At 48.5% G+C, this 20,648-nt stretch carries 18 protein-coding genes; 4 read left to right on the forward strand and 14 right to left on the reverse strand.

The window, feature by feature from the left end:
• The first annotated feature begins 127 nt into the window (after positions 1-127).
• The gene (locus DYH48_RS18565; RefSeq protein ID WP_115335586.1) at positions 128-1,240 is read left to right on the forward strand and encodes an energy transducer TonB; all 1,113 of its coding nucleotides are present in this window, start codon (positions 128-130) and stop codon (positions 1,238-1,240) included.
• A gap of 17 nt (positions 1,241-1,257) precedes the next feature.
• Here DYH48_RS18565 and DYH48_RS18570 read toward each other — a convergent pair whose 3' ends face one another.
• The 8 genes from DYH48_RS18570 to slyA all read right to left on the reverse strand — a co-directional run bounded on the left by DYH48_RS18570 (position 1,258) and on the right by slyA (position 8,255).
• Positions 1,258-1,587 (reverse strand): cysteine-rich CWC family protein, encoded by a 330-nt coding sequence (locus tag DYH48_RS18570; RefSeq protein WP_115335587.1) that lies wholly within the window; start codon positions 1,585-1,587, stop codon positions 1,258-1,260.
• 325 nt (positions 1,588-1,912) lie between these two features.
• On the reverse strand, positions 1,913-2,320 hold the full coding sequence (locus DYH48_RS18575) for a hypothetical protein (RefSeq protein ID WP_115335588.1): 408 nt from the start codon (positions 2,318-2,320) through the stop codon (positions 1,913-1,915).
• Between the two features lie 75 nt (positions 2,321-2,395).
• Entirely contained in the window at positions 2,396-2,758 is a 363-nt protein-coding gene (locus DYH48_RS18580) for a hypothetical protein (protein ID WP_115335589.1), read from the reverse strand.
• Positions 2,759-3,576: 818 nt separating this feature from the next.
• Positions 3,577-4,644, reverse strand: coding sequence for a c-type cytochrome (locus DYH48_RS18585; protein ID WP_115335590.1), 1,068 nt, complete (start codon positions 4,642-4,644; stop codon positions 3,577-3,579).
• 10 nt (positions 4,645-4,654) lie between these two features.
• A complete protein-coding gene (locus DYH48_RS18590; protein WP_006086998.1) occupies positions 4,655-5,281 on the reverse strand; it encodes a c-type cytochrome in 627 nt (208 codons plus the stop codon).
• 227 nt (positions 5,282-5,508) lie between these two features.
• A complete protein-coding gene (locus tag DYH48_RS18595; RefSeq protein WP_115335591.1) occupies positions 5,509-6,537 on the reverse strand; it encodes a DUF2955 domain-containing protein in 1,029 nt (342 codons plus the stop codon).
• Positions 6,538-6,714: 177 nt separating this feature from the next.
• A complete protein-coding gene (locus tag DYH48_RS18600; protein ID WP_011847896.1) occupies positions 6,715-7,773 on the reverse strand; it encodes an HlyD family secretion protein in 1,059 nt (352 codons plus the stop codon).
• Positions 7,774-7,781: 8 nt separating this feature from the next.
• On the reverse strand, positions 7,782-8,255 hold the full coding sequence (gene slyA / locus DYH48_RS18605; RefSeq protein ID WP_006083211.1) for a transcriptional regulator SlyA: 474 nt from the start codon (positions 8,253-8,255) through the stop codon (positions 7,782-7,784).
• A 221-nt stretch (positions 8,256-8,476) separates the two neighbouring features.
• On the opposite strand from slyA, the gene DYH48_RS18615 reads away from it, so the two are divergent.
• A complete protein-coding gene (locus DYH48_RS18615) occupies positions 8,477-10,378 on the forward strand; it encodes a methyl-accepting chemotaxis protein (RefSeq protein WP_172481213.1) in 1,902 nt (633 codons plus the stop codon).
• Positions 10,379-10,451: 73 nt separating this feature from the next.
• Here DYH48_RS18615 and metF read toward each other — a convergent pair whose 3' ends face one another.
• From metF to metB, 3 genes are all read right to left on the reverse strand, one after another.
• Positions 10,452-11,339, reverse strand: coding sequence for a methylenetetrahydrofolate reductase (gene metF, locus DYH48_RS18620; RefSeq protein WP_006083212.1), 888 nt, complete (start codon positions 11,337-11,339; stop codon positions 10,452-10,454).
• A 216-nt stretch (positions 11,340-11,555) separates the two neighbouring features.
• The gene (locus DYH48_RS18625) at positions 11,556-13,949 is read right to left on the reverse strand and encodes a bifunctional aspartate kinase/homoserine dehydrogenase II (protein WP_115335594.1); all 2,394 of its coding nucleotides are present in this window, start codon (positions 13,947-13,949) and stop codon (positions 11,556-11,558) included.
• 11 nt (positions 13,950-13,960) lie between these two features.
• Positions 13,961-15,124, reverse strand: coding sequence for a cystathionine gamma-synthase (gene metB / locus DYH48_RS18630; protein ID WP_115335595.1), 1,164 nt, complete (start codon positions 15,122-15,124; stop codon positions 13,961-13,963).
• Positions 15,125-15,336: 212 nt separating this feature from the next.
• On the opposite strand from metB, the gene metJ reads away from it, so the two are divergent.
• Both metJ and DYH48_RS18640 read left to right on the forward strand, forming a co-directional pair.
• The gene (gene metJ / locus DYH48_RS18635) at positions 15,337-15,651 is read left to right on the forward strand and encodes a met regulon transcriptional regulator MetJ (RefSeq protein WP_006083215.1); all 315 of its coding nucleotides are present in this window, start codon (positions 15,337-15,339) and stop codon (positions 15,649-15,651) included.
• Positions 15,652-15,732: 81 nt separating this feature from the next.
• A complete protein-coding gene (locus tag DYH48_RS18640; protein WP_006087004.1) occupies positions 15,733-16,476 on the forward strand; it encodes a sulfite exporter TauE/SafE family protein in 744 nt (247 codons plus the stop codon).
• Between the two features lie 104 nt (positions 16,477-16,580).
• Here DYH48_RS18640 and nrfD read toward each other — a convergent pair whose 3' ends face one another.
• Genes nrfD through phsA form a run of 3 tightly spaced genes read right to left on the reverse strand, consistent with a single transcriptional unit; the run spans position 16,581 to position 20,392 of the window.
• Complete coding sequence (gene nrfD, locus DYH48_RS18645; protein ID WP_115335596.1) at positions 16,581-17,528, reverse strand: NrfD/PsrC family molybdoenzyme membrane anchor subunit; 948 nt, start codon at positions 17,526-17,528, stop codon at positions 16,581-16,583.
• Positions 17,529-17,530: 2 nt separating this feature from the next.
• Positions 17,531-18,097, reverse strand: a complete 567-nt coding sequence (locus DYH48_RS18650; protein ID WP_113940053.1) for a 4Fe-4S dicluster domain-containing protein — start codon at positions 18,095-18,097, stop codon at positions 17,531-17,533.
• Positions 18,098-18,109: 12 nt separating this feature from the next.
• Positions 18,110-20,392 carry a thiosulfate reductase PhsA gene (gene phsA, locus DYH48_RS18655; protein WP_115335597.1) on the reverse strand — a complete coding sequence of 761 codons (2,283 nt, stop codon included), beginning with the start codon at positions 20,390-20,392 and terminating at the stop codon, positions 18,110-18,112.
• Positions 20,393-20,648 lie beyond the last annotated feature (256 nt).

Here is a 20,648-nt window from a genome sequence, read left to right on the forward strand (position 1 = left end):
CTCAATTCTCAGTTATCAGTACTCAGTTATCAGCACTCCCCAGCATCATTAACAAAAGCCAAACCGACTTGTCCCATAATGCACATCTATGTATCATCTAAATTCATCAATAATAAGGATATATAGAATGTCGCACGGAAAAATGTTGCCGATCGCCTGTCTTCTTGCCCTCACTTTAGGCACATCTCTTAGCGTGCACGCCTCAGAAAATAGCTTTACCAAAGCCTATAGTGACTATCAAGCCGCCGTAGAAAAAGGCGATGCAGCTAAGATTGAAGCGAGCGCAAAAATCGCTTTCCAACTCGGCGAAGCTCAATATGCCAAAGACAGTGTCGACTTAGCTAACCTCGCCTTGAATTGGGCCAGCGCGATAGAGAAGCAAGTCGCCCCTTACCCATTTACAGAAAAGAATTTGCCCAAAACGGCTAAGGCGAATGAGTTGTATCAGCTCGCTCTGGCTAACTATAAAGTTCATTATGGCAAAAAAGCGCTTGAGCTTATCGATCCCTTACTGGGTGCTGCACAAACCGCAGTCGAAGCCAAAGATGCGAAAGAGGATTTTCTTACTGCAATCGCAATTGCTGAAAAATCCGATAAAAAGAAACTGATCGCCGATGTAAAAATGGCAGCCTTCAACCGCTTATCTCATACCCAGCTATACACCAATAGCGTAAGACGCTATGCCTTCGATGCCTATGATATTTATAAAGAGATTTTGCCAGAGAACGCCATAGACAGAGTCAAGGCAACCTATGTTGTTGGAGCTGTTGAATTTGTGGAAAAACACGATGGTAAAGCCGAACCTTTACTGCTGGAAGTGGTTAAACAATTCGACGCACTCAATTTTAGTCACCCCTATGCCTTGAGTGCCCATGCGTATTTAGTCGAACTGTATGAGCGCCAAGGAAAGCGTGACGCATCCACCGCTCACTGTATTGCTATCGGCAAAATGCGCCCTTGGGCCGACACGCAGGAACAACAACCTATTTTCCGTACTCTACCAGACTATCCAATGTCCTATGCGCAGCGAGGTAAAAATGGCTGGGTTCAGCTTAAATTTACTATCGATGAGCATGGCTTCGTCAAAAATCCTGAAATTTTAGCTTCTAAGGGGGGTGCTTTATTTGAAAAAGAGAGTATTGAAACCTTAGAGAAATGGCGTTACGCACCCAAGTTTGAAAATGGTATAGCCGTGGAAGCACAAACTAGCGTGCAACTGGATTACACCATAAATCGATAGCTCATTACTTCAGCCCGCTATTTCACCTCATAACCTAGCCCATCGCTCACACTCGATGGGCTTTTTTCATCCTGCATTGTAATCTGCCCCTGACTTAAACTCTGCTTGAGTTGGCTAAGACAGGTTTGGCAAATACACGCATCGGCAGACGGTAAAATGGGGCTGATTGCCCCTTGCAGCGAATCTGATGCTTGCGCTTGCAAGGCAGCCAAAGGCGGGAACACCTGCTGCGCACACCAACAATCCTCAATGCCCTTACCAACAATCACCGCACATTGATTCGCGCCTTTGCACAAAGGGCAAATTTGCGCAGCTTCTAACTTAGGTTGTTCCGATGGCTTAGACACGGTAATCCTTATTGCAAGATAAGTTGTTATAGCGCGGAGATCATAATGGTTTTTCAATAAGCGCGAGATAGATTATTCAATGAAGCAAGGTGCTCATGTCAATTCAGCGTGCAAATTAACACCTAGGTGTTTCTTATCCTTCAATTGGTTATATTCATCAAGTTATCTAACTTAAATGATATTTGGGTGTATTCATTTTGCTCAGAGAGCCGCATTCCTGCGTTAGAGCAAGTGCGTTCGCAGATGCATACATGGCGAATGCGTTTTGTCATTAATCCGTAAGCTGAATAAAGGAAGTAAATAGTTAGCTGAATGTTTTAACTTGTTAAATGATATTTTGCTTACACTTATCTTGTTGTTTGATCCTTGGCATTTGTATTTGCAGGCAAATAAATACTGGTCCTAGGGGAATGAAAGCTAACCAAGATTGCATTTGAAAAGCCCAAAAGTAAACAAACCAACATTCAGCGGCAATCAACCCTAGTAGCTTTAACCAACGCGTAAAAAGCAGTAAATCGCCCATTGCAGCTAAAGGTAACCCAAAACAAAGCGCACCTAAGCCATATAGCCAAAGGTTGAAGTTTACCGAAGATTCAATCAGGCCAACATCAATGGCAATGCCAAAAAAAGAAGGAGATAAAACTAACATCATGACAGTTGTAAGAAAGTACTCATTGCGTCTATGTTTTTCTTGAGCTTTATTTTTCTCTGCAAGTCTCTCTAAAGTATCCATGGAATTTAACGCCCAAAGCAGTGGCGAAGCAGTCCTGCCCGCAGAGCGATGGTGCCTTTGCTTGTTAGTTGCTTACTATACATAGCTAAGATTGCCGTCAACGAATCCAACCGCAAAAGCCTTTGCAGATTTTAGCTTGTGAGCGTTTTTTGAGTGGGATTGAAGATACCGCTTCGCCATTGCAAGAATATTCTCCTGAGCTTCTTCCCATGAATTTCCGAAGAGAGCACTAGAAACTGAAATTAATCGGTTTTTAGGAAGCCAGTCTTCGTTGCACGCCCAATCTTCATCTTCAGGGGCGAACTCACTGGAACCAACTATTTCAATAATGAAAGGAGATTCATATATATTGATATTGAAGGCAACAATTTGAGCGGGAATGTCCTCAATCAATTGTCCGTCAATCCAATCAATAAAATCCTTCTCGCTTTGAATCATGCTCGAACCTCCCCATGGCAACTAACAATGTATTACCCACTCTTCTAATAAAACCTAACTCGGAAATGACCGAGTAAATAACTTAATTATGCCAATAAGTTAGCATCATCCTCAGCGGACTATCAATATTTTTCATCCAGAAAAATCGAGACTTTATTTACCGAGAAGCGTTTTAGCGTGGTAAATAGTATTAGGAAAAGTGAAAGAGCAATAAATTCATTTGATTGCATAAAAAAACCAAGCAAAAAACGATACCTTTATAGGCTCGCTTTGAAGGCGGTATCTAAATTACCCATGATACCTGCATGTTTAACAGTGCTTGAGGTTAGAACGCTCGAGATTTCCCCTCACCAAAGAAATACAGTAAGGTGTAACAAGAGTTTGTTTCCTTTGACCAAAAACCAACGTAAATCAGCTTCTTAGAAAACGTATCGAGGGTTCGACTCCCTCAATACGTTTTGCACATTTGAGATAGTGAATAAGTCACTTATAGCGAAAATCTCCGTATGCTTTTAAAGCGACAGTTAACACTGATGTCCGAAAGGTGAGTCATGGTGATTTGCGAGACGACCGTCCGCCCCATGGCCGCTTTTTGGCATCCATGCCATCACGGCATTTGTGAATCCTTTCACATCAGACGGGCGGTCGAGCATCCAAGGATGGACTGGCTGCGAGTCGACGAGCCAATGCCATGACAAGCCTAAACTCGAAAACTTATTAATAAAAAAGCCAGCAAAGCTAAATGCTTGCTGGCTTTTCTGTCTAACTTATTCACTCGCTTTATAACATCACACGAGCACTGAATCAAAGCGGCTCAACTAAGACTTCTTAGGAAAAATCGGATAGGACTCAGTGCCTAACACTTTGCCATCGACCGTGACACCATAGTAATCGCTGTCATTGTGGTATTTCTCCTGCGCCTGCTTCACATCACCTTTGCTACGCGGGTCCTGTGGACGCTCGTGGGAGTTGATATAAGCTGCAACGTCCCAAGCCTGTTGGTTAGTCAACTGCATACTCTTACCAAAAGGCATGTTTTCATGGATGAAGAATGCGGCAGTATTGACCCTGTGCATTCCCGCCCCCCAGTTGTAACTCTTAGGCCCCCACAGCGGTGGCAGCGCATAAACGCCAGCAATCGCTTGACCTTGGCCATCAACACTGTGGCAAGTTTGGCAATGGGCGACATAGACCTCTTTACCACGTTCAGGTGAATAGGCTTCTTCGGGTTTTGGGATCTCAGGATAACCACGACCCGGCAAGTTGGCACGCTGCTCAACTGTCATCGCCTTGGCTAATATCTCAGGTAGCGGGAAGTCTTCCCGTTTAGCACCTTTGACTAACTCGGCATCGCTAAGCTCAGGGACTGGGCCACTAATATTAGCTTCGTCCATCAAACCACCCATGCCTAACCAATAGGCATAGGCAGATAGCGCTACTAGCTCAGGGCTTGCCGATGCAGGGGCTTTACCATTCATCGAATAGTTAAAGCAGCCCTGAATGCGCTCTTCAAAGCTACTGACCTTATTGTCTTTTTTGCGATACGCCGGATAAGCAAAATACGCGCCCCATAGGGGTGAAGCGTTGGCTTTGCGGCCCGCATCCATATGGCAGTTGGTGCAGTTAAGCTCGTTGCCCACATACTTATCACGCAGCTGTTGGGTATTCACAAACAGTTGATAACCCAAACGCACTTTATCACCAAAGGCGCCTTCAGGAATGGCACTCAAAGGTCTAGGGACGAGATAGGTTTGATCCGGTATCTTAGGGAAAGAAGGCAGCGGGGCTTGTTTATCTGGGCGCTCTTGCACCGGATCCGATTCGGCTTGCGCCTGCACGGTTAACGACCCCATCGCGGCCAGTAATAACATTGCGGAATATTTCATGGCCGGCTCCTTATTTCAAATTAGCAAAGTAGTTCGCTAAGGCATCAACCTCAGCGGCGGTAAGCTTATTAGCCACGTTCGCCATCATGCCATCGACATCACCTTTGCGCGTTCCCGACTGCCATGCCAGTAATTGAGTTTTAATATAACTCGCTTGCTGACCGGCTAAACGGGGAAATAAGCCGCCACCTAACCCCGAAGGACCATGGCAGGTCACGCAGGCAGGTAAACCACGTGACCAATCACCTTGGTAGGCTAAGCGGGCGGTATCGTCATTGAAAACCACCTGTTCACCGCGGATAACGGGCTTGACCTCATTGGCAGGCTTTGCAGAAAAGTAGTTTGCCACTTGCTCAATACCATCACCTTGCAGCGTCATTGCCATCGGCATCATGGTCGCATTTTGGCGCACACCCGCTTGGAAATGCTGTAATTGGGTCGAGATATATTGTTTAGATAATCCCGCTAATCGAGGGCCGATTGGTTCAACGCCCTCACCTTCTACCCCATGACAAGACACACATAACTGTGCCGGTTGGGGGATAATTTCCATCAATTGTTTGCCAGAAGGCGCAACGGAGGCGGCCGCATAGCCGCTGCATAGCGTTAAGCCTATGACGAATGTTTTAATCTTCATGTTCTATCCTTGAAGAGAGTTAAGCTCTAAAGCATAGGTGGTTATTGTTATTTATGTAGCTACTCATACACTGAACCCATTTTTAAATCAGCCGCTCATTTTTAAAACAGCCAATAAATGAGCCTTAGCGTTCATTAAGGCTCATTTATCGTTCAATCCAAATGGGATAAATTTACCTTACTCTTTGAAAGGGTAAGCTGCAAGTCTTCAAGCCCGAGTAGCCAGAATCAATAACCAAATCGCGTCGATTCAAAACAATTCAATAACTTATGTATCAAATAACACAGGAGTAGCGTGCCGACGATGGCGGTGAGAATGCTGCTCACTCGATATAAGGCGCTAAAGATTAAATCATTGCCTGGGGTCAGATACTGACCAAACAGAATGCCTAAAGTTGTCATGGCGCCAAAACCCACGCCAGAGCCACTTGCCTCTCGTACATGGGCTTGGCTAAAGATCATCAAGCCAATCCATAGCAAAGGGACGATTAATATCAATAGTCCTGACCAGTCATAGAGTACCAACTGCACAACGACCCCAAACGACACGCCCAGCAAAGTACCTATAGCGCGCTTACGGGCATAGTCGAGTGCGCCATTCCAATGCATAGGAAACAGGAGTAACAAGGTGGTCGCCTGAGCCGACATAGAATCCCGCAGATCAAATATTTGGAATACCAGAAACGATGCCGTCGCTATGGTCGCGCCGAGTAATGCTTCGTGGCGCATTCGATGTGGCGCCTTAGGTCCAGGCTTGTAAGCCGCCCTTGGTTCCACATCGGGCCAGAGTGCCGTCATAGCATAGGCAATAACGACCGACAGTGCTGTCGCCCAAAAGTTACTGAAAACTAAGTCATTCAAGTTAGTATTGGGATAGCTAGCAAAGTGCAGCATGATGCTGAGGCTGAGCACTCCATTGGCGCCAAAGAGGAATAAACTGCCGCGGGACATGGCCGCAAAACGGTATAGAAATAACAGAAAGACAATGGGCGTCATCAGGCCGGGATGGCTGCCAAAGAAACCACCGAGCAGTCCAACCTCTAACCCCGCCATGGCAGATGAGGCCAATAACTGGCGCATGGCGTGGCCATTCATCACAGGCACGAGTCCGAGTAATAACATGGGCGTCACAGTGAAGAAGACCCCATTGCTCCAACCAAACATTTTACACAGGGTAAAACCTATGGTCGCGCCAGTCGCAATCCGTAAACACTGGCGTAAATCGTTGGCCGTCAATGGGCTATGGCGTAGTAACATGCTCGTCGCCTTGTTCTATCGATACGTAAAATTGGGGATGTTTAGCTGGCTTATACTGCATTCACACTTATGTTGCTTTGAAGCGTTCACTCAAGCGACTCACGGCAAACACACACCAACCGCGAGTCACTCGCCCGTCAACAGCAATTAGTGCGAGTAGATAGGCGAGTAAATAGGCTAATAAATATAGTGCAGCAGGCTAATGACTTTAATCTGCACTTTAGCCAGCAGACTAAACAGGCTATTCTCGGGCAGCAGTTGCACGGTCGCGCGCGCACCGGCTGGCAAGCTGTTCATCGCCATCCCATCTAACTCCAAATGCAGTCTCAATCTTTGGGCATCACGCACCCAACGGTCAGACTCCTGCGGCGCCGCTAAACGGCCATTGGCATCGAATTGCCCCGCACTCACGCCCGCATCGACACTGCTCACCGTCGCCCGATATAAACGGCCGGGTTCGCCATCGAACGCAATCAAAGCGGTCGATGAAGCATTGACGCCACGCAGACTCTTTTCACGAAAATCAGCAATAATATCAATCTTATCCGATACCACGGCTAACAGAGGTTGCCCCACGGTCGCAAAACTCCCGACTTCTAACTGCAGGTTAGTTACTATCCCGTCCTGATCGGCATGGATTTGGGTGTAAGACAAATTGAGCTCAGCTTGGGCTAGATGGTTTTGTGCCTGACGCACCTTAAGATTCTCTTCGCCATAACTGCCACGGCTCACCTTAAGTTTTTCTAAACGCGCATTGGCGGCGAGCAAATTAGCTTCCGCGGCGGCGGCATCACTATCGGCCTGATCCCTTTGCTGCTGCGATACACCATGGGTGGCATACAGGGCATCAAGGCGCTTAGCTTCGCTGCGTTTCTGTTGTGAGGTGGTTTTGTTGGCATTGACGTCGGCCTTCGCGGCAAGCAGCGAGGCATCTAACTCGGCATTGTCTTGGCGGGCTTGCTCTAAGGCCAATTTAGCTTGCGATACCGCTAACTCATAGGGCGCAGGATCGACTTGAAACAGCAAATCGCCCTTGGCAACCGCTTGGTTGTTCGTCACGGCTATGGTCTGAATTTTGCCGCTGATCTGCGGTGTCACTTTAGTCACCACACGTGTGGCCATAGCTTGCGGCGTTAATGGCATCATAGTATCGGCAAGCATAAAATAGCCAAAAACCATCACAAAGCCGAACATGGCAAATTTTACTAAACGGGCAAACTGTTGATCCGGTGTCATCTTCTTTCTCACAAAATGGTTGCTGTTGCCTTGGCCAATTTGGCGCTGGCGTTGTCACTAATCAGGCTAATAATGCGTTCAAATTCGCTGAGCTCGCTGGCACTGATCCCAGCTAATAACTCACGGCGGACCTGAATTATCCGCGCTTCCATTTGCTTTAATACATCCAATCCCGCAGGCGTTAGCGTCACAATCCTTGCGCGCTTATCTTTGTCGCAGCAATGACGCTCGACTAAACCTTGCTCTTCTAATTGCCCTAAGGTGCGCATTAACGAAGCCAATTCAATTTCTAAGGCATCGGCCAACACTTTCTGGCTCACGCTGTCGCCTAAACGCAGTAATTTCCACAATGCCGTCCAACGGGGATGGGTTAATCCCAAAGGCGCCAGTTCGACATCGGCCACGGTACGCCACAATCGATGCAGACGGCCTAAATGCTCCGCCAGTGATAACTCTTTCAATCGCTCTAATTCTTTTTGCATCTTGCTCACCCACTTAGTTAGCGTGCTAAGCATTATACTTAGTTAGCAGGCTAAGTAAATGTGCTCATATAAAAAATTTTCTGTGTCCTATGGCGCAAAAATGTCGCATTGGGAAACAAATAATCCAAAAGGCTGGCGCCATCTCAAATATAATCAGCCGTATCTCTATAATATTAAAAAGATAAATCAGACTGATGAAGTGAACTGGGAGGTTGGCTTTGGTGAATTTAAAAATTAGTACGAGGATTGTGGTTGGGATATGTCTATTACTGTTGGCCATGATGAGCTTTATCATGCTGCTAGTCCTGTCGGAATTCAGCAGTCAGGTGAAAGAATCTGAGCAAAGAGAACTGCATAAACTGTACGAAACTGCGGTAGCCAACATAGCCTCATCCGGTAAACTCGCACAGGCCATGGCAACGATAGTTTCACTGACGCCAGAGATCCAAAGTAACTTCGCCGAACGGGATCGCCCCGCACTCAAAGACCGTACTCTGCCGCTGTTTGCCAAGCTTAAGCAAGATTTCGACGTACAACAATTTCAGTTTCATACGCCGCCGGCAACCTCTTTTTTACGATTACATCGCCCCGAAAAATTCGGTGATGATCTCACTGCCATTCGTAAAACCATTGTGGAAACCAACACCACAAAACAGCCCTTAAACGGTTTGGAATATGGTGTTGAAGGTTTAGGGATTCGCGGTTTAGTGCCCATGGGTTATCAAGGCCAACACACAGGCTCAGTGGAATTTGGTATGTCATTTGGACAACCTTTCTTCGACAGTTTTAAAGATGCTTATCAAGCTGAAATCGCACTATTGTTGCCCAATGGCGCGGATTTTAAAGCATTTGGCGCCACGTTCACGCCCGATATTCAGGCCATAAATGAGCTCAATAGCGTGATGCAAGGCAATGAAGTGATTCGCACTATTAGCTTAGAGGGCAAAACCTTCGCTTTGTATCGCCACGCTATAAAAGATTACTCGGGACAAGTCTTTGGGGTACTGGATATTGCGATGGACAGAAGCCATTCAGAGCAAGTTATGGCGGATATTCGCCTCAAGTTGATTCTCATCGGTTTCGCTGCAATGTTAATCGGCACTGCCATTGCTTGGTTTATTGCTAAAGGCATTACCCGCCCGATAGCAGAAACAACCCAAGCCATGAATGACATCGCCGAAGGCGAAGGCGATTTAACCCGTCGAATTACTATAACGAGTAAGGATGAAATTGCCGAGTTAGCGCAGGCATTTAACCGTTTTGTGGAGAAAATCCACCACACTGTGACTCAAGTGTCTGATGCCACGAGTTTACTCGCAACCTCAGCGGAAGAAATGTCGGGCATTACCCACGAAACTCAATCGATGGCCAATCGTCAGAATCTTGAAACCGAACAAGTCGCCACCGCAATGAATGAAATGGCCGCCACTGTTCAAGAGGTTGCCCACAATGCGACCGATGCCGCAGATGCAGCCAATCACGCCAATGAGTCAACCGAACAAGGCAAACTCGTAGTGCAAAAAGTCGTCGCGACGATTGCTGTATTAGCGGAAGAAATCGCCGCTGCCGCCAATGCCATTAATGAACTCGAACGTAATACTGCCGAAATTGATTCTGTATTAGTTGTGATCCGCAATATTACCGAACAGACCAACTTGCTGGCGCTTAATGCCGCAATTGAGGCCGCCAGAGCCGGAGAGCAAGGACGAGGATTCGCCGTCGTAGCCGATGAAGTTCGCACCCTTGCGACTCGCACTCAAGCTTCAACCACAGAAATTCAAAAAATGATTGAAGCGCTACAGCTTAAAGCCAAATCTACCGTTTCGGCGATGGAAACCAGTTCACGCACTACTCAAAGCTGTGTTGCCCAAGTTAATCAAGCGGGTGAAGAACTCGTGGCCATCACCCAAGCGGTTTCGACCATTAGCCAGATGAACATCCAAATCGCCAGCGCGGCAAATGAGCAATGTGCTGTTTCCGCAGAAATTAACAAAAATATCAATAACATCAACGATATTGCCACGTCGACAACCAATAGTGCGGTGCACACTGCGCGGGCGGGCGACGAACTTGCCCAGCTTGCGGCTCGCCTGCAAGTGCTACTGGCACAGTTTAGGATCTAATACCTACACCACTGACACAAAGCAAAACGCCGCATTATCTGCGGCGTTTTTATTGGTTTATGTTGTTGATGTTTTATTTAGGGCGCACACCTAACGTATGGCAAATGGCGTAGGTTAATTCGGCGCGGTTTAGAGTGTAGAAGTGGAAATCCTTTACGCCTTCGCGGGACAGTACTTTCACCATGTCGATTGCCACGTTTGCACCCACCAATTGGCGTGTACCGGCATCGTTTTCTAAACCATCGAATTGCTTGTGTAGCCAGCCCGGTAACGACACATTGGTCATGCCCGCGAAACGTTTTAACTGGGTAAAGTTAGTCACAGGTAAGATACCTGGCACGATTTCAACGTCGATACCGGCGGCAACGCAGCGGTCACGAAAACGCAGGTAAGATTCCACATCGAAGAAAAACTGGGTAATGGCACGGCTAGCGCCCGCATCAATCTTACGCTTAAGGTTGATCAAATCAGCCTGTGCATTGCTCGCATCGGGATGCACTTCTGGATAGGCTGCAACGGAAATATCAAAGTCGGCCACAGAGCGCAGTAAACGCACTAAATCTACCGCAAAACGAGTGGGCTTAGGGCTGCCCGCAGGTAAATCGCCCCGCAGTGCCACTATGTCACGAATGCCCGATTTCCAATAATGCTTAGCCAGTTCTAATAGCTCTTCATCACTAGCATCCACTAAGGTTAAGTGCGGCGCGGCAACAAGGTCGGTTTCCTGTTGAATACGCTCAATCACGCCGTGGGTGCGGTCGCGCACACCTGAGTTAGCGCCATAGGTCACAGAGACAAACTTAGGATTAAGTGGCTCTAAACGACGAATAGAGTTCCACAGGATCTGTTCCATTTCGGGGGTCGATGGCGGAAAAAACTCAAAAGAAACATTAATATCGCCATTAAGCTCAGACAAGCTCTGGTTCAGCGATTGTGAATGTTGTGCGTGATGAAAAGCCATGTGTATTTCCTCAACCGCCCTTGGCGCTACTCTTTGCTATTATGAATTAGTTCAAATGGACGTTTGGACGTCTATATGTCCATATACTAGAGAAACTGAGATGTAAGTCAAGCCAAAAAATACCCATAAACCGCATTTAATCTCAGTTAATTCGATAGATTTATTCTAGCCAATAAAAAGGACTCGAATGAGTCCTTTAAGCTGCTGAATTTCAGTCTACTCTTGCAAGAGATCGCGACAGATCTGCGTCAGATCCGACTGCACCGCCGCCGCTGTCACTTCGCGTCCGGCGCCCGGTCCACGGATGATCAACGGATTGCCTTGATAGAAGACGCTGCGGATCACAAACACGTTATCGCCGGGGGTCAAATTAGCGTAGGGATGATGGGCATCAATCCACTGCAAACCGACTTCAGCTTTAAGCTCTGGGCCGCTGTTATCTAAGGATGCCACGTATCTGAGCACCTTATTTTGCTCCGCCGCCGCACCGTATTGTTGCAGCAGATCGGCATCTAACTCGGCAATGCGGGCAAGAAATTGATCTAAGGGAATATCCGCCAAAGCGGCTGGCACGAGTGAGCGCAGCTCAATATCTTCGAGCTCGATTTCAAGGCCAATTTCACGGGCCAAAATGAGCAGTTTACGCTGCATATCACGGCCGGAGAGATCGTCACGGGGATCGGGCTCAGTAATCCCTAAGCCCCTGGCTTCAATCACTAATTCAGAGAAAGGCTTGCTGGTATCGTATTTTTCAAATAACCAACACAAGGTGCCAGAGAAAATCCCGCCCACGGCTTCAACGCTATCACCGCTGTTACGCAGATCATTTAACGCATGTTGGATAGGCAAACCTGCGCCGCAACTGGCGTTATAGCGCCAAAATAAACGACGATTACCCAATTGCTGCTTTAACTCACGGTAAAAAGGCAGTGGTCCCGAACCAGCGAGTTTATTCGCGCTCACCACATGGATGCCGCGCTCGAACAGCTCTGGATATTGCAGCGTCAAACTGGCGCTGGCACTGATATCTAAGGCCACCAGCTCATCGCAGTTAACCCGTTCTAATTGCTCGAACAAGTGCTCGTACTGCCAAGGTGTAGCCTCGGTATTAAACTCAGTCTGCCACGCGGCAAGATTAATGCCTGTGGATTTAATCAAGGCTTTACTCGAACTGACTAAGCCGACTAACTCAACGCTAGCTTCGAGTTCATGGTCCAGTGATGGCGACACCGACTTAAACAAATCGACCCATGCCTCACCTATGTTGCCCACACCGAGTAGCAAGACACCTATGCGTTTACGCGGGCCAGCGCAACGACGATGAACCTTTTGCGTCAACAGATTCACTTGCGACTGAGGCACCAGCGTCACTAAACTTAAGTCGCCACTAAACAAAGGTTTAGCGTCACGACTTAATAAACGAGCAAAGCTGCGACGATAATGTTCGGCATCGGCACTCACTAACGCCACTAGGCCGAGATCTGTGTTGATCTGCTGATCGCTGATCCCTAATGCTTCTGCCTCGGCATCGAGTAATCTTTGTACTTGTTTTTGATTTTCAGCGGTATAGGCAAGCTCAACCCTTTGATGGGCAGAGGTCCAATGGGCCAATGGCCTTAAGCCTGCGGCGATCAACGAATCTAATAGGCTTGTTAATTCGCCCGTAAGCTTAAAGCCGAACAGCACGACTGCATTGAGGTTAGTCACCACAGGCGCGCTCGCCGACGAACTGTGGGGCGCAATCAAGGTAAAGTCGGTGTGTGATGCATAACTTGAGCGCACCGCTAAACTCACTTCGGTATTAAACAGAGGCTGCAAAGTGCGCGAATGCAATACCGGCGAGCCTAAACGCGCTAAGCGGTCGGCTTCGGCAAGTGACATGCTTTTCAATAATTTAGCATCGTTGATCTTATTCGGATCGGCGTTGAACACCCCTTCCACATCGGTCCAAATGGTCACGCGCTCAATATCGGCAAGGCTAGCAATCAAGCTAGCACTAAAATCGGAACCATTACGACCGAGTAATAAGGTATCGCCGCGCTCGTTAGCGCAGATAAAGCCAGTGATCACTAGTCGTTCATTTGGATGGGCGGCCAACAGCGCTTGTACTTTTGCGCGGGATTCCTGCACCCGAATTTGTGGCACGGCGGCTTCATCGGCCACTAAAATTGAACAGGCATCCACATGGCTTGCCGCCACACCAGATTCGCGCAGCAGCGCCGCCATCAGGCGCGCCGACCAACGCTCGCCAAAGCTCACCACATGGTTAACTTGGTATTCGTTGCGTTCGTCGAGGGACAATAAACTGATGAGCTGCGCCTGATCTGTCGCCAAACGCTCACGCAGATCGCGGGCTTGTTCGTTCGACAATAACTGCTCTACCAACCCCTGTTGATAGCTGGTCAGCACTTGTAATTCTTCTTGCCACAACTGACCCGCGTCGCGCAGCGCTAATAATTTATACAGGAAATTCGTGCTCTTACCCGCCGCAGAGACCACCACAAGATCATCGCTATGACCATGGGTTAACAGGATATGGGCGACTCGGCGATAACAATCGGCATCCGCTAAACTGGAGCCACCAAATTTATGTAAGTGACAACGTGCCATCTATTATTCCTCTACTGACAAGCCGCAACGGCGGCTAATCCTGCTTGAATATCTGCAACTAAATCGGCGGCATCTTCAATACCCACCGATAGACGCAATAGGGTGTCTTTAATGCCTGCCTCAAAACGCGCCTGCGGCTCCATGGCTCTGTGGGTCATAGTTGCGGGCACGGCCACTAAACTTTCAACGCCACCTAAACTTTCCGCCACGCTAAATAAGCTGAGTGCACCTAAAAAGGCCACGACTTCGGCCTCGCCGCCCTTGAGCTCAAAACTCAGCATAGCGCCAAAGCCTTTTTGTTGCTTGGCTGCAATGGTGTGACCAGGGTGATCCGCAAGACCGGGGTAATAAACTTTGCTCACCACAGGGCTTTGCGTCAATACCTCAACAATACGCTGGGCATTGGCTTGATGTTCACGAATTCGCACCGCTAACGTACGTAGGCCGCGCAGGGTTAAGTAACTATCAAAAGCCGATCCCGTTAAGCCTAACGTGTTCGACCACCAATGTAAGCTTTCGCCAATTTGTGCATCTTTGGCAACCACAGCGCCGCCAACCACATCACTGTGACCATTGATGTATTTAGTGGTGGAGTGGATAACGATATCCGCGCCTAACAATAGGGGTTGTTGCAATATCGGCGATAAAAAAGTGTTATCGACCACGACTAGCGCGCCGACCTCATGGCTTGCCTTAGCAATAGCCTCGATATCCACCACACGCAATAGCGGGTTAGACGGGGTTTCGAGCCACACCATCTTAGGATTTTGCGCGATCGCTGCGGTTAACGCTTGGCTGTCGGTTTGATCAACCACAATCAGCTTAAACTGGCCTTTCTTCGCCAAATTAGTAAATAAACGGTAAGAACCGCCGTAACAATCGTGGGGCACCACCAATAGATCATCGGGGCCGAGCAAAGTGGTCACTAGGGTGATGGCCGCCATGCCAGTGCAGGTCACTATGCCAGTGGCGCCCTTTTCTAATTGCGCTAATGCTTCGCCTAAAATACAGCGTGTTGGGTTGCCTGAACGACTGTAATCGAATTCGCGGGGATTTTTATGACCATCGAAGGCGTAATTAGTCGACAAATAAATCGGTGGCACAACTGCGCCATATTGAGTATCGCTTTCGATACCCTGACGCACTGCCAGTGTGGCTAATTGACGCTCTGCCATGGGTGGACTCCTAAATTCGGTAGACTGATAGAGATGTCTGGACGTCTAAATGTACCTAAGCCCAAGGCCATCGTCAATAGGCGTGAAGACGTTTAGACGTCTGAACATAAAGAAATCTGTTTGCAATCACAAAGAAATAGTAGCAATAATTTGACTGTTCTTTGTAAGGGTTTAAAATCTGCCCCGAATTTAGCGTTATAACAGGTGAGTCAATGACTGAATGGAATGGGGAATACATCAGCCCCTATGCTGAACATGGCAAGAAGAATGAACAAGTAAAAAAAATTACTGTGTCTATTCCGCTCAAAGTGCTTAAGGTCCTTACGGACGAACGAACTCGTCGTCAGGTCAATAATTTGCGTCACGCCACCAACAGCGAGCTGTTGTGTGAGGCATTTTTGCACGCCTACACTGGCCAGCCATTGCCTAACGATGAAGATCTGTCAAAAGATAGCCCAGACAGCATTCCCGCCGAAGCCAAGTTGCTGATGGACGAGATGGGGATCGAGTGGGAAGACATGGAATAGCGACTTGTCGCTGGCAAAGTTACATCACAGTGCTCATCAATAGGGATCGTTAACGATCCCTTTTTGTTTATATGGAATCCTATGTTTTCTATGATAGATCCACAGACTCTCGCCTTGGCCTCACTGATTGTATTTCTTGGCGCCTTAACCCAGAGCCTGATTGGGTTTGGCCTAGCGGTTGTCGCCAGTCCTTTGCTGTATATCGTCGATCCGCAGCTCGTACCGGGTCCCGTTATTGCCATGGGATTTACCATCTCGCTACTGACCTTATTCCGGGAACGTGGTCATTTAGAATTCAATGGCTTGCAATATGCACTCCTAGGTCGCGTGCCCGGTGGTTTTATCGGCGCGAGTCTGTTGCTGTTTGCGCCTCAGCCCATACTCGGGTTATCCATCGCCGCCATTGTGGCTGTCGCGGTTATCCTCAGCCTGTATAAATTCAGCCTGCCAGTGAATAAGAAAACCCTCTTTGGGGCGGGCGTCGTCTCGGGGATTTTCGGTAATATTGCCGCTATTGGTGGCCCGCCGATGGCGATTCTATTGTCAGGCAAAGATGCCTCGCAGTTTCGCGCCGCCCTGTCGGCCTTCTTCATTTTTAGCTCCACCATAGCTATGGTCATTCTGGCGATCACTGGCTTATTAGAATTGAAGCACCTGTGGCTGTCCTTAATGTTGCTACCTTCTGTGCTTTTAGGGTATTTAGTCGCGGGGCGATTGGTGGGCAGTGTCGATAAAGACAAGACTAAAATGGCGACCTTAGTCCTGTGCAGTATCAGCGCCTTAGTGCTAACGGTGAAGTCGGTTATCGAGTTATTGCCCCAATAAGCGCCCTACTTGTACTGGCAAACCATCTGAAGATTTAAACAATAAAAAAGCACTGACATTGCCAGTGCTTTTTCTTTATCTATCAATATCTAAAGCCATTACACTCAGCTTAAATAGCTTTGCCCTGCGTACACAATAAAGTGTCTTAAGGCGAGTACGCCGGTTAAGCTAGCGCAGGCAACCATGATCATTGCGCCCTTAGTGTGGCGAGTCGCGGCTGGTAGCAGCATAAACAGCAATGGAATACCAAAGCCGATACCGACAACCCCTATCCAGAACACGCTTGCCCATAGCCCAGAGGTTAACGACGCTAAGGCCGCAGCCGCCGCGCCGCCCTTGAAGTACAAGGCGCAGAACAACATGAACAGGAACAGGATTTCAATCGCCATCACAGGCAATTCTAAACCGTGCATCTTGACTAAGGTTTTATCGTGGCTGTCAGTCTTAAACAGCAAGAGTGCCAGTACCGCGTTTGCCGCAGCGCCCGCCGATAAACCCGACACTAAAAACAGCGCAGGCAGTACCGCAGTGTTGAGCATAGGGTAAGCATTCATCGCCGAAATTAAGAAGCCAGTGTAAGCCCCTACGCCAATGGCGAGGACAAACAACAATACTTCAATCAGCTTTCGATATGGCATAAGTAACGTAGCGATAGGCGCTAGGAAACCCAAACCCCATTTTGGTAAGTCATCCCGCAGCACAATAATGGCGTACGCAAAGGCTAAGGGAGAATACGCCAGCAGCGCCAGCACCCCGATTGCCATAACTGACTGGAAGTTATAGTGAATTAAGATCAGCCAGAAGTGGAAGGGTTTGGTTAAATCAAACACTAAGCAGGCTAAACCTAAGCTAATCGCCACAGGTCCAATAATGGCGGCCGCCTTAAGAATGCTGCTTTCGGCTCCGGCGCTGAGTTCCTTATTCGCCCAGCGTAAACCAATGCCAATCAATAAACTGCCCGCGGATAACCCCGCCATAAACAGGTAAACGGCGATGACCCAGTGCCAAGTGACAGGATCATATTGCGCCATGTCGCCCCAAGTATTGTTCATAATCAAATCCCCCCTCTTTTGGTAGGAACGCGATATACCCTAGGTTTAGTGCCCAAATGGGTTTTATCTTGGTATGTAATTTTAGTGTTGAGCATGATGGCCACTTCACTCTGCGGATCATTAGCATCGCCAAACACTAAGGCATCGGTTGGACACACAGTCACACACGCTGGCTCTTCGCCCCGCGCTAAACGACTGTCTTTACAGAAGTTACACTTATCCGCCGCCTTGGTTTCTGGGTTCATAAAGCGCACTTTATAAGGGCACGCTGCCACACAGTACATACAGCCAACACACTTCTCGGTATGGATAGAGATAATGCCGTCTTCACCCACATAGGCCGCGCCCGTTGGGCACACCTTAACGCAGGGCGCATCTTCACATTGCTGGCAAGATACCCTGTGGTATTTGAAATGCAGATTGGGCATCTCACCGAAGGGGCCTTCCACACGCACTTGCAGACGAGTAACGCCTTCGGGTACGCCATTTTCACTGCGACACGCCACGTTACAAGCTTGGCAGCCGATGCACTTGTTCTCGTCGTGCACCATTACATATCGTTTATTCATTTAAGCCTCCGATTAGCGCTTTGCCAGCGTGACGCCCGTGGTGTGCACTGTCATGCCACACACAGGAGCAGTAACGTGCGGCAGTAAGTTACCGCAGTGGATACCTTTGCCCGTTGCTCTGACCAACTCTTTGTTTTTAGAACCAAAGCCCATGTAAGCAAACACTGTATCTTGGCGAATGCCCGGCGTGACTAAGGCATGGCCTTCTTCTGTGCCAACACTGCTGGTGAGGCGGATTGGGTCGCCATTGCTGATCCCTAATTTGCCCGCAGTGACGGGGTGAACCCACACAGCGTTATCCGACATCAAGTTCGCCAACATAGGCACATTGTGGGTGGCGCCATTGGTGTGCACCGCCACTTTGCCTTGGATAAAGTACAGCTCGTCTGCTTTTTTAAGATGCACTTCGCGGAACTTGATCACCCCACGGCCCGGAGCCATGGCTTCCACTTTCGCGGAGGTGAGTTCAATCTTGCCACTCGGGGTTTTAAAGGTGAGTGCACTGGCGTAAGTGCCGTCTTCATCGGCAGGTCGCGCATTGGGGTATGCCTTAATAAACTCGGCAACCATCTTAGGCTCGCACAACATAATTGGCTTACCGAAGCTCACAAAACCTTCGTCTTTGATCCGGCGCAGCAGGTCAGTGTCGCGGTTCACCTGCAGCATTTGCAGGGTTTCCATGTTTTCCCATGGATAGAACTCGCCAAGGCCCATAGCCACACCCACATCCTTAAAGATCTGCCAAGAAGGCTTAGTATCACCTAAGGTTTCAACGACTCGTTGGCGCACATAATAGGCGGGATTTTTACCGGATTTGTCGGCAATTTCTTCATCACGTTCAAGATAAGTTGACTCAGGTAAAATCACGTCAGCATAGGCGGCGGTTTCGCTGATATACACATCACACACGGCGATAAAGTCGAGCTTTTTCATGGCTTCAACAACGCGCGCCCTGTCTGTCATGGTTTGCATTGGATTAGTGCGTGACATCACCCAGCCGTGTAACTGGTAAGGCACAGCGCTTAAAGTGGCATCGAGAATGGTTTGGTAGACGCCGCCCGATGTCCACATCATGGCGTACTGTTCTTCCACCTGATCGATTCGTTTCGCTGCTGGTTTTGGCATGTCTTTCACGCCGGGTTTGGCCAATACGGGCGCAACCGCTTCACCGGCAAGCTTGTTGTAATCACCGGGTTTCTGGCCGATATAAATCCCCCCCTTGCGCTCAATATTACCAATCAAGACGTTGGCGGCGTACAGGGCGCGGCGCATCTCAAACTCTTCGGTGGTGAAGGTGGCTCTGTGACCAAAATCGACCACGGCATGGGGCGCTTTTGCCGCATATTCGTGGGCGATGCGGCGAATGTCTTTGGCAGGTACATCGGAAATGGTTTCGGCCCATTCAGGGGTATAAGCTTTCACTTCGGCGGCAAAGGCTTCGAAGCCTTCCACATAGCGCGTGACAAATGCCTTGTCGTAAAGATTATCTTCAATCAATACATGGCATAACGCCAAGGCGACGGCAACGTCAGTGCCGGGGCGAATGGCGTACCATTCATCGGCTTTATCGGCCACGACGGAGAATCTTGGCTCGAACACCACCAGCTTGGCACCTTTGTCCATTTGCGCCGCCATCATGCCGCGGGTTTCGGACATATTAATGCCTTCGTACAGGTTATGGCCGAAGTTAATGATGTATTTAGAGTTACTTAAATCACGTTTGACCTTAGTGCCAAAAATAGCCTTAGCGGCAATTTCATAACCGCCGGGACACGTTGAAGCGTGGGTAAAAGTATTGGGACTACCAAAGGCGGTCGCGAGGTGAAACAAATGCTTTTCTTGTGAGCCCGATTTTGACGAGAATGCCACTGCCTCTGGGCCATGTTCTTTTTTGATTTTATTTAGGTTTTCGGCGATGAGTTGATAAGCCTCATCCCAACTGATCTCGGCCCATTTGCCTTCGCCACGTTCGCCGACCCGCTTTAACGGTTTAACGATACGCTGTGGATCGTACAATAAACTATGGCCTGCGCCGCCACGGGCACACACTTTACCGCCAAAGGATTTAGCGGCCTTGTTGCCACTAATGAAGACGTTTTTGCCCTCAATCACCCGCGCCGAAATCGGGCAGCGAGTCGAACACATTTCACAAATACTGGCAATTTCCTTGCCCATGCCCTTTAGCTGCTTATTCTCTAATGCCGCTAAGCTGCCCGGCAGCAGACTGGCTAACGCACACGTGGCGCTGCTCGCTCCCGCTCCCTTTAAAAAGGTTCGCCTATTAAGCTCAATCATGGTTACCTCCATCACGCTCATCCCACCCGTCAGTCGCCATTTGTGGCGCCATCGAGCAGAGGTTTGCTCACTGATTTGATTACTTTTTTAGTTATAAAAGCATTAAAACAGCACCGCCATATCTTCTGATATACCAGCATCCGCTGAATACACTGCTCATCCACAAAGATTGTTATCCCGAAAGAGGTAGGCGGATATTGTGGTAAACCACATGGGGAAGCTCGGTGTGATCTATCGCAACTAAAACCTAAGACTG

The sequence above is a fragment of the Shewanella baltica genome (genome assembly GCF_900456975.1).
Taxonomy (GTDB): Bacteria; Pseudomonadota; Gammaproteobacteria; order Enterobacterales; family Shewanellaceae; genus Shewanella; species Shewanella baltica.

Excerpts from the sequence above, each read along its gene's own strand:
- DYH48_RS18580 (WP_115335589.1), bottom strand. The coding sequence starts at position 2,758 with ATGATTCAAAGCGAGAAGGATTTTATTGATTGGATTGACGGACAATTG.
- DYH48_RS18625 (WP_115335594.1), bottom strand. The coding sequence starts at position 13,949 with ATGGCACGTTGTCACTTACATAAATTTGGTGGCTCCAGTTTAGCGGAT.
- metF (WP_006083212.1), bottom strand. The coding sequence starts at position 11,339 with ATGGCTTTTCATCACGCACAACATTCACAATCGCTGAACCAGAGCTTG.
- slyA (WP_006083211.1), bottom strand. The coding sequence starts at position 8,255 with ATGCAAAAAGAATTAGAGCGATTGAAAGAGTTATCACTGGCGGAGCAT.
- metB (WP_115335595.1), bottom strand. The coding sequence starts at position 15,124 with ATGGCAGAGCGTCAATTAGCCACACTGGCAGTGCGTCAGGGTATCGAA.
- DYH48_RS18585 (WP_115335590.1), bottom strand. The coding sequence starts at position 4,644 with ATGAAATATTCCGCAATGTTATTACTGGCCGCGATGGGGTCGTTAACC.
- metJ (WP_006083215.1), top strand. The coding sequence starts at position 15,337 with ATGACTGAATGGAATGGGGAATACATCAGCCCCTATGCTGAACATGGC.
- DYH48_RS18640 (WP_006087004.1), top strand. The coding sequence starts at position 15,733 with ATGTTTTCTATGATAGATCCACAGACTCTCGCCTTGGCCTCACTGATT.
- DYH48_RS18590 (WP_006086998.1), bottom strand. The coding sequence starts at position 5,281 with ATGAAGATTAAAACATTCGTCATAGGCTTAACGCTATGCAGCGGCTAT.
- phsA (WP_115335597.1), bottom strand. The coding sequence starts at position 20,392 with ATGATTGAGCTTAATAGGCGAACCTTTTTAAAGGGAGCGGGAGCGAGC.
- nrfD (WP_115335596.1), bottom strand. The coding sequence starts at position 17,528 with ATGAACAATACTTGGGGCGACATGGCGCAATATGATCCTGTCACTTGG.
- DYH48_RS18600 (WP_011847896.1), bottom strand. The coding sequence starts at position 7,773 with ATGACACCGGATCAACAGTTTGCCCGTTTAGTAAAATTTGCCATGTTC.
- DYH48_RS18575 (WP_115335588.1), bottom strand. The coding sequence starts at position 2,320 with ATGGATACTTTAGAGAGACTTGCAGAGAAAAATAAAGCTCAAGAAAAA.
- DYH48_RS18650 (WP_113940053.1), bottom strand. The coding sequence starts at position 18,097 with ATGAATAAACGATATGTAATGGTGCACGACGAGAACAAGTGCATCGGC.
- DYH48_RS18565 (WP_115335586.1), top strand. The coding sequence starts at position 128 with ATGTCGCACGGAAAAATGTTGCCGATCGCCTGTCTTCTTGCCCTCACT.
- DYH48_RS18595 (WP_115335591.1), bottom strand. The coding sequence starts at position 6,537 with ATGTTACTACGCCATAGCCCATTGACGGCCAACGATTTACGCCAGTGT.